The 8930-nt window shown below is 41.0% G+C and carries 8 protein-coding genes; 4 read left to right on the forward strand and 4 right to left on the reverse strand.

Annotation, left to right across the window (positions count from 1 at the left end):
- Positions 1 to 76 precede the first annotated feature (76 nt).
- Entirely contained in the window at positions 77 to 355 is a 279-nt protein-coding gene (locus tag JI65_RS12780; protein ID WP_191017259.1) for a hypothetical protein, read from the forward strand.
- 33 nt (positions 356 to 388) lie between these two features.
- Complete coding sequence (gene murI / locus JI65_RS12785; RefSeq protein ID WP_191017261.1) at positions 389 to 1219, forward strand: glutamate racemase; 831 nt, start codon at positions 389 to 391, stop codon at positions 1217 to 1219.
- A 123-nt stretch (positions 1220 to 1342) separates the two neighbouring features.
- On the opposite strand, the gene JI65_RS12790 is transcribed toward murI, so the two are convergent.
- Positions 1343 to 2539: an NADP-dependent isocitrate dehydrogenase gene (locus tag JI65_RS12790; RefSeq protein WP_191017263.1), complete on the reverse strand. Its 1197-nt coding sequence runs from the start codon at positions 2537 to 2539 to the stop codon at positions 1343 to 1345.
- Positions 2540 to 2944: 405 nt separating this feature from the next.
- On the opposite strand from JI65_RS12790, the gene JI65_RS12795 reads away from it, so the two are divergent.
- Positions 2945 to 3625 (forward strand): response regulator transcription factor, encoded by a 681-nt coding sequence (locus JI65_RS12795; RefSeq protein ID WP_191017265.1) that lies wholly within the window; start codon positions 2945 to 2947, stop codon positions 3623 to 3625.
- Positions 3626 to 3659: 34 nt separating this feature from the next.
- Complete coding sequence (locus JI65_RS12800; RefSeq protein WP_191017268.1) at positions 3660 to 5267, forward strand: sensor histidine kinase; 1608 nt, start codon at positions 3660 to 3662, stop codon at positions 5265 to 5267.
- A gap of 119 nt (positions 5268 to 5386) precedes the next feature.
- On the opposite strand, the gene JI65_RS12805 is transcribed toward JI65_RS12800, so the two are convergent.
- The 3 genes from JI65_RS12805 to JI65_RS12815 form a co-directional block, all read right to left on the reverse strand.
- A complete protein-coding gene (locus tag JI65_RS12805) occupies positions 5387 to 6301 on the reverse strand; it encodes a helix-turn-helix transcriptional regulator (protein ID WP_191017270.1) in 915 nt (304 codons plus the stop codon).
- A gap of 113 nt (positions 6302 to 6414) precedes the next feature.
- Positions 6415 to 6834: a response regulator gene (locus tag JI65_RS12810; protein WP_191017272.1), complete on the reverse strand. Its 420-nt coding sequence runs from the start codon at positions 6832 to 6834 to the stop codon at positions 6415 to 6417.
- Positions 6812 to 8596, reverse strand: coding sequence for a sensor histidine kinase (locus JI65_RS12815; RefSeq protein ID WP_191017274.1), 1785 nt, complete (start codon positions 8594 to 8596; stop codon positions 6812 to 6814). Before JI65_RS12815 ends, JI65_RS12810 begins: the two co-directional genes overlap by 23 nt.
- Between the last annotated feature and the right edge of the window lie 334 nt (positions 8597 to 8930).

The following is an 8930-nucleotide window of genomic DNA, read 5'->3' on the forward strand; positions in this document are numbered from 1 at the left end:
AAGTTCGTGATTCAGAATCCCTAAATCCACATATTTGGGTGTTGTAATAATGTTCTGGAAACCTTAAACTGTTTTTATGTGCTGGAAATGTAAATCAGAAATAAAACTTGCAGAAATTACGCGAAGCTCAGTTTGTGAATGCGGGGCGGATTTGCACTCTTGCAAAAATTGCGTTTTTTATGCGCCAGGTAGCCACTACGACTGCCACGAAACTGTTGACGAACTGGTAAAAGACAAGGAACGTGCGAATTTTTGCGATTCGTTTTCGGTAAAACGTACTTTCTCTGCGGACAAAAAAACTGACGATAAGGCTCAGAATGCACGAAATGCCTTTGCTTCCCTGTTTGGAAACTGATACATCGAACGCTAATTTTACGAGAAAAATTTTATGAACAGAATTGACTTTGCTTTTTTGGACTCTGGAACTGGCGGAGTGCCGTATATGCTTGCACTCAAACAAAAAAATCCTGACGCTCGGTGCGTTTTTCTTGGCGATACGATTCATTTTCCGTATGGCGAAAAATCTGCACAGGAAGTTACGGATTGTGCGTCCGAGGCAATCAAAAAAATTATTGAGAATTGGAATCCACGTACAATTGTTGTGGCTTGCAACACGATTTCGGTAACTTCTCTCGAAACTTTAAGGTCGGCTTTTCCGTCAATTCCGATTGTCGGCACGGTTCCTGCAATAAAGCTTGCCGCAAAAGTGAGCAAAAACAAGCGGATTGGGCTTCTTGCGACGAATGCTACAGTAAATCATCCGTATTCAAAAAAGCTTGCCGAGGATTTTGCGAGCGATTGCGTAGTCGTCAATCGCGGAGACCCGGATTTGGTGTCTTTTATTGAGCATGACTTTTTTACGGCGACTCTCGAAGAAAAAAAAGCGGCTATAAAACCTGCGGTGGATTTTTTTAAGAAAAATGACTGTGACACGATAATTTTGGGATGCACGCATTTTACTCACATTGCCGACGTTTGCAAACTCGTTGCAGGCGACGGAATCAGCGTTATAGACAGCCGCGACGGTGTTTCGAATCAGGCTTTGCGCGTGGAAAGTGATTTTGTTCATTCCGAAAAAAATGCGGACGAACCAAGCAAAAAAATCACTTTGCCGGAAGATTGCACTTTTTTTGTTACCGCAGCGACAAAAGAAGAGGAATCTGAATATCAGAAACTTTGCAAAAATTGCGGGATTCCGTGGGGAGGCGTATTAAAATAATAGAGGTGTTCGAAAACTTCAGCTTTCCGAACTGGTCTAATAATTCCGAGCCGTTCGCAATGTTGTTGTTGCGTCGGCTCGGAATTTATGAATTTTTTGTGCATCTTTTACAGATGTGTTTTCTTACAATCTTGCCGCAACGGTGTCAATGAACTCCCATGAGTTCACAATCTTTTTTGCCGCAGGCTCAGCCAATCTCGCAAGGTCACCAGTCATAATGCCTTCCTCAATAACGTCGAGAGTTGACTTTTCGAGTTTTTTTGCAAACTCGGCAAGGTCCGGAGTTCCGTCAAGCTCAGCCCGTTTTGCGAGCGCGCCTGTCCATGCAAAAATGAGCGCAACTGGATTCGTAGAAGTTTTTTCGCCAGCCTGATAGCGGTAAAAATGCTTCTGAACAGTTCCGTGAGAAGCTTCGTATTCAAACTCGCCGTTCGGGGAAACGAGAATAGAAGTCATCATTGCGAGTGAACCGCAGGCAGAGGCAATCATGTCGCTCATAACGTCGCCGTCGTAGTTTTTGCAAGCCCAGAGCAATCCGCCTTCAGACTTCATAACTCGTGCAACAACATCGTCAATCAGAGTATAAAAATATGAGATTCCTGCTTTTTCAAATTTATCTTTAAATTCAGTTTCGTAAATTCTCTGGAAGATTTCCTTGAAGTTTCCGTCGTAAACCTTTGAAATCGTGTCTTTTGCGCCGAACCAGCAGTCGATTTTCTGGTCGAGTGCGTAAGACATGCAGCAGCGGGCAAAACTTTCAATGGAAGAATCCATATTGTGGATTCCCTGCAAGATTCCAGGTCCTTTCATTTCCTGAATCGTCTTTCGGATTTCTTTTCCGTCTGCGCTCGTAAAGACAAGCTCTGCCTTTCCGGGACCGTCAACTTTCATTTCGCAGTTCTTGTAAACATCGCCATAAGCGTGTCTTCCGAGAACAATTGGTTTTTTCCATGACGTTACGGAGCAATTGATGTTTTTTACAAAGATTGGCGTACGAAAAACCGTTCCGTCAAGCTCTTCACGGATAATTCCGTTTGGGGAGCGAGTGAGCTGTTTTAAGTTGTACTCCTTCATTCTTGCTGCGTTCGAGGTGATTGTCGCGCATTTTACGCCAACTTTTAGCCGTTTTATTGCGGCAGCCGAATCGTAGGTAACTTTGTCGTCTGTGTCATCACGGTTTTTTAGTCCGAGGTCAAAATACTCGGTTTTCAAATCGACAAAAGGCTCAAGAAGTTTTTCTTTGATAACTGCCCAAAGAACTCTGGTCATTTCGTCGCCGTCAAGTTCAGCGATTGCGTTTTTCATCTGAATTTTTGCCATGGATTTTCTCCTGAAACTTTGAAAGATGTAGAATTATAGAATTTCTAAAATCCTTGTACAATGTTTTATAATGAGATTTTTTTTAATTCGAAGTGAATAAAGTGAACCTCTAAAAACTTCATTTTTTATGGATGCCCTGAACTGATTATTAGAATGTGACAAAAAATGATTCTGAGCGTCACGGCGTTAGCGAACCGAATCCCCTGAAGCTCAGCCCTCATTTTTTTTGCAACAATTTAAGCAGATTTTAATGGATGATTAATTTTAAATAAAAATTAATGATTTTTATACAAATTTGATATTTAATTCGAGATTTTAAAGATTTTATTATAATAATTTGTTATTTAAGATAAGTTTAGCATAAAATTAAGAGTTATTGTTATGGAAACGTGGCATAATAGAGGAATGAGAATTTTACTTGTTGAAGATGAAGAAGGCCTTTCACAGGCTTTGGTCGAGATTTTTAAGAAAAATCGGATTGGAATTGATGCAATTCTTAACGGAACTGACGGATTAAAATATGCGGAGTCTGGAAACTATGATGCGGTTATTCTTGATATTATGCTTCCTGGACTTGACGGAATTTCTATCCTGAAAAAACTCCGTGAAAATCACAACAACGTTCCTGTTCTTCTTTTAACAGCAAAAGATGACATTTCGGATCGTGTTGCTGGTCTTGACGCAGGTGCCGATGATTATCTTACAAAACCTTTTGCAACGGAAGAACTTTTGGCGCGCGTTCGTTCTCTTACAAGACGAAAGGGCGAGCTTAAAGAGGATTCAATTACTTTTGGTGATTTGACGCTTTCAAAGAAAAATTGCGAGCTTCAGTCTGCTGACGGCAGCGCAATCAAACTTTCGCTCAAGGAATATCAGATTCTTGACCTTCTTTTTGAGTATCCTCACCAGATTATTACGAAAGAGCAGATTATCGAGAAAATCTGGGGCGGTGACTCGAACGCTGAATATAACAACGTAGAAGTTTGTATTTCGTTCATCCGCAAGAAAATTGAAAACCTCAAAGTTGGAATCCGAATCCGCACTGCACGAGGAATCGGTTATTCTCTTGAGGACGAGACCCGCTAGGATTTCTGAGTTCGCGAACTGGTTTGCTTGATATATGACAGTTATTCAAAAGCTGCGCGTAAAAATGATTTTTGGTATCGTTTTGGTACTGATGTTCATTCTTGCCGTGATTATATTCGTATTGAATTTATCTCTTACAAAAATGACCAACGTTAAAAGCCTTAATTTTCTTGAAATGCTTGCTGATAACGGTGGTCATCGTCCGCTTCCTAATAATGCTGACATTCATAAGCTTTTTATTGGTGCGGGCAATACTGCCAATACGGCTGAATTTGAGTCTCCAAATGCGAGTTTAAATGACGATGTTGAAGAAAACGAGCAGCTAAAAGATTTTGTCGAGATATTGACAGGCGAATCATTTGAGTTCGGTTCGGATGATATATTCGGCTTGCCTGAATCTTACAATAAGCCTGAAAAAACATCTGACGAAGATGCAGAAATCGCCTTTTCGCCGTCTATTTTATACAATACTGAATTTAAAACTCAGACCGGCTACCATTATTCATTTGAGGCTTACACTTCTCATACCGCTGATTTTTATTCATCGGTTGATATCGGCAATTCCGATGGTGATATGGTTTATTTGCCGTTTCAGCTTAGATTTGACGGAGCGATGAATCGTAACTATTTTTCAGTCAGGGTTGCGAGTTCCGGTGCCGTTACCGAAATCATAAAGGATTTTCCGCTCAGCTATTCTAACGATGAGATAAGTTCGATTGTAAAAAAAATACTTTCCTCTGAAAAGAAACGTGGTGTAAGCAGTGGAATTGCTTATCTCGTAAGGAATTATCCTGATGAAACCAGGCTTATTTGTCTTATTGACAGAAGTGCCGAAATGAACACGCTAAAGCAATTGTACATCTATAGTCTGGTTATTTATCTCTTGAGCATTGTTTTGGCGTTCCTTTTTGCATGGGGAATTTCTGTTGTGATTGTTAAGCCTGTGGAAAGTGCCTTTGAAAAACAAAAAACGTTCGTTGCGGATGCCGGGCATGAGCTAAAAACTCCTATTGCCGTAATTAGTGCGAATATTGACGTTCTTATGGCCGATATTGGCGATAACCGCTGGCTTCAATACATTAAGGCAGAAAATGAGCGAATGGGCTATCTTGTAAAGAGTTTGCTCCAGCTTGCCAGAAACGATGCAGACCGAGTTGAATATCATTTTGCTCCGTTTGATTTTGCTTCTTCTATCAACAATGCGGTTCTTCCGTTTGAAAGCGTAATTTTTGAGGACGGAAAAACTCTGGAGCTTGAGCTTCCTGAGAAAATGCCGGCTTTTGGCGACGAGCCTCACTTAAAGCAGGTAATAATCATTCTTGTTGATAATGCCATTAAGAATTCTGACAAAGGTGCGCTTATCCGCGTAAAGGCTTTTAACGAAAATCAAAAGTCTGTTTTAAAAGTTTATAATACCGGCCACGGAATTGACAAAGATGATTTGGAGAAAATCTTCTTGCGATTCTACCGTTCCGACACTTCTCGTGCGCGAAAAACTGGCGGCTATGGGCTTGGCCTTGCGATTGCAAGAACAATTGCGGAAGCGCATTACGGAACACTTACGGCTGCCAGCGAAAAAGGCAAGTGGGCGGAATTTACGCTTACCATTCCGTTGAATCAGCCGAAGCATCTTATTTTTTAATAGTGGCGTTCGAAAACTTCAGTTTTTCGAACACCTTCCATCAAAAACTGAGTTTTTGCAAGGTTTTAGCCTGAAAAAACTCGCATAGACATGGAGGAAACATAGGTTTCCGTACAGGTCTAATGTTCTTGGCTGTAGAGTTTTCCGTATTCGCGGGCGCTCATTCCGTTTAATTCCCTAAAAGATTTCATAAAGTGTTTTACGTCCTTAAAGCCGCACTTTTCGGCGACTTCGTATACTCTGAACGTTCCTTTTTCGAGCAGGTGTTTTGCTTGTTCCATGCGGAATCTCTTTAGGTATTCATTAAAATTTACCCCCATTTGTTCTTTAAATTTTTCGCTGAACCATGTGTAATTCATGCTGACGTAATTTGCTACGGTTGCCATTGTGATGTTCTGATGATAATGTTCCCTTATGTACTGAACGGCAGTCGTAATGTACGGATATTTTGTCTGCCGATTTTTGAGAATCTCCAAAAGATACAGAATGTAGTCGAGGACATAGGCTTTCCATTCTTTTAATGTGCGGGCCGAGATGATGTTTTCAATCATTAGGCTTTTTGAATACAAGTAGTTTTCGCCCGAAGTGAATTTTGGGTATCTGACAAAAAGTCCCGTGGTGATTTTGTTGTAAGCGTAGTAGAGAAATTCTTCTGGCACTTCGCTTTCGATTGTCTCAAAATCCAAAAAGTTTTGCACAGATTTTCTTACTTCTGCTTCGTTTAGCAAATCGAGATTGGCGATTATTTTTTCATAATTTACGTCAAACTCCGAAAAATCCGGGCTGTCCTTTGCTTCTGGAAATCGGAATATGCTTTTTGGCTCTTTTGTAAAAAATTTTTGCAGCAGCGCGCAGAATGATTGCCTTCGAAGATGACGCAAATCAGAGACATTTCTTGAAACAAGGGAAATTCCCAAGGCGCAGCTTTCTGGCAGCGACGGATGCGAAACGACTTTTTGCAGCAGGTCTTTTGAAACGATAAAACTTATGTATCCTCGTTTTTGTTCAATTACGTAGTGAGTTATTCCGTCCAAAAAATCGAACCGGGATGAGTCGCGCATGTTTGAGCATAGCGAAACGCAGTGCATCCCGCTTTTTGCAAAACTTGCAATGTCGGCAGCAATATCTTCTGAAAGATGACCTTCGTTTATAAGCGTGCGGAATTTTTCTTCGTTTTTGTTGTCTGAATGTCACGGCGAATGCCTGCAAGAGCTTTGTTAACGGCTTTTATAAGTTCTTGAGAGTCAACTGGTTTTAAAATATAGCTGCTCGCCCCGTTTTCGATTGCGGCTTTTGCGTAAGAAAAATCATCGAAGCCTGAAAGAACGATAATTCCGGGCTTTTTTTCCATTTCAGAAACGTTCTGCATCAATTCAACTCCGTCCATTCCTGGCATACGGATGTCTGTGAGCATTACGTCGGGAAATTCTGTTTTGCACAGTTCAAGTGCTTCGATTCCGTTTTTTGCCTCAAGGAATACGACTGAGTTTTCGTAGTTGTTTGAAAGCATTTTTTTGATTCCAGCTCGAATCAATTTTTCATCATCAACTATTAGAATCTTCGGCATGTTTTTCTCCCTTAATCAACAATGGAATGCGTACAACCGTTCCTTTGTTCAGTTCAGATTTTATTTCAAGTTTAAATTCCGGGCCGTAAAAAAGTGACAGCCGCTGCTGGATATTTTTGATTCCGATGCTTCCCGTACTGTCACGTTCGTATTTTTCGTCGTCAAGATAAGTGCGGATTTCTTTGAGTCTGGTTTCGCTCATGCCAGAGCCGTAGTCACGCACGCAAAGCCAGATTTTGTTTTCTGTGTCGCCTGCTTCTGTGTAAATGCACACTTTTGTGCTTTGGGCCAGCGGCTCGATTCCGTGGATAAAAGAATTTTCCACAAATGGCTGGAGAATCATTTTTGGAATTTTTATTTTTCGTAAATCTTGTGGAATGTCAAATTCCAGAGTGATTTCGTAGTCATTTCGCAAATTCAAAATATAAACGTAAGACTGAATGTATTCCATTTCCTGTTCCAAAGCCACCGTGTGGATTCGCCAGCGCAGGCAGTAGCGCAGCATTTTTCCGAGCATGAGAATGCTTTCGGCAATGTCTTCGTTGTCGGCGAGAACTGCCTGCATGTGGATTGTCTCCAGCACATTGTAGAGAAAATGTGCGTTTATTTGATTCTGCATGGCTTTCATTTCTGTGTCGGCAATGAGTTGCTGCTCCGTTCGTATTTGCTCGATTTGTGCGGAAAGCTGCCTTGTCATGGCATTAAAAGTGAGTTGTGCTTCACGCACTTCGTTCATGCCGTCTACAGGAATCTGTACGCTCAGATTGCCGGAATTGACTTTTTGCATTCCGCCCATGACTGAATAAATGCCGTTGAACAGACGGTTTGCGGTGTAGCGCACGATGCTGAAAAATCCGAAGCCAACGAACAGCATTGCAATCAAAATAAAAAACATGGAAATTTCATATTTTTTTACCATGGCCATTTCGCAGCTGTGGGCAATGACGATTCCCAATTTTGGAAGGTAACGCCATGCGATTACTGTATTTGCACCGTTCAATTTTGTTGTGAATGTTTCTTTGGGATTTTCCTTAAAAAAATATTTTTCCAAATTTTTAAGGTCGGATTCAGAAAGCATTCCTTCTTTGTGTTTTTTTCTTTCGCATCGAACTTGGCTGAATCTTTTTCCGGTGCTGTCTTTAAAAACCCGGAGGACAAAATCCCGCTGGTAAGGAACCGAATTTCTGTGCAGAAAAGGAAAGAAATTTTCCATACGCATTGCAAGCTGAATCCAGCCCACGGTTTTTCGTCCGTTGGAAAGTTCTCTTGTAAGGCAGACCGAATTGGACGACTGGGAATCCATGTAAGGAATGAATTTTGCTTTGTAGTTGAATTCCCATTCTGAAAGTTCGGCAAGGCTTTCTCGCTCCGCATGCAAAATTACTGGAAATCGTTCTGGAACGAGATTGTTTTTTGAAAAAACGCGAATCGCATAAATCAGCGGTTCAACAGAAAGAATGCGTTCCAGAGTAAGGCTTTCGTCTTTTACAATTCGGATAACGTCGTCTTCGCTGCGGTTTTCGGGAGAGGTTATAAAAAGGATTAAATCCCGATTCGCACGTATCATTTTGTCTATGAGTTCAAGAGACTGTATATTTTCGTAAATTTTTTCTTCGTTCATGTGAACTTCGAGGCTGCAAAGTGAAGCAAGGCTGTTTACGGTCTGCTTGTACACCAATGCAATTGTCACTCCGTACAAAAGAAGGAGTGGGGCGAGAACAATGCCTGAAAAGGCCAAAACTACCTTGTGTGAAAAAAGCATTTTTTTTGTTTTCATCTGCTATTTTATTTTACATTTGCCTCCGACCACTGTAAATAAAATAAGCTTGGGATACAAAAATCTTGCACCATAAACCGAAAAAATCAAACTTTTTACAGAATGATTTTTAAGAAAACTCTATGATAGACTTAACGAGTTCAGGGGCTTTCGCATTGTAAGCTTACCATTGTAAAAAATTGTCTGCACTACCGCAAAAAAAAACGTTTTTGTTCACGCGGTGCAAGGTGTAAGGAAAACTTATTAACGCCGCAAAGCGGCTCACCTTGCAAACGTTCACAAAAGCCGTTTTTTTGCTCTCGTTCCGACAATTTTTTTT

The sequence above is a fragment of the Treponema zioleckii genome (genome assembly GCF_014737315.1).
GTDB lineage: Bacteria > Spirochaetota > Spirochaetia > Treponematales > Treponemataceae > Treponema_D > Treponema_D zioleckii.

Bases quoted from the DNA above. Each gene is read 5' to 3' on its own strand.
- JI65_RS12780 (WP_191017259.1), top strand. From the start codon at position 77: ATGTGCTGGAAATGTAAATCAGAAATAAAACTTGCAGAAATTACGCGA.
- JI65_RS12815 (WP_191017274.1), bottom strand. From the start codon at position 8,596: ATGCTTTTTTCACACAAGGTAGTTTTGGCCTTTTCAGGCATTGTTCTC.
- JI65_RS12790 (WP_191017263.1), bottom strand. From the start codon at position 2,539: ATGGCAAAAATTCAGATGAAAAACGCAATCGCTGAACTTGACGGCGAC.
- JI65_RS12800 (WP_191017268.1), top strand. From the start codon at position 3,660: ATGACAGTTATTCAAAAGCTGCGCGTAAAAATGATTTTTGGTATCGTT.
- murI (WP_191017261.1), top strand. From the start codon at position 389: ATGAACAGAATTGACTTTGCTTTTTTGGACTCTGGAACTGGCGGAGTG.
- JI65_RS12795 (WP_191017265.1), top strand. From the start codon at position 2,945: ATGAGAATTTTACTTGTTGAAGATGAAGAAGGCCTTTCACAGGCTTTG.
- JI65_RS12810 (WP_191017272.1), bottom strand. From the start codon at position 6,834: ATGCCGAAGATTCTAATAGTTGATGATGAAAAATTGATTCGAGCTGGA.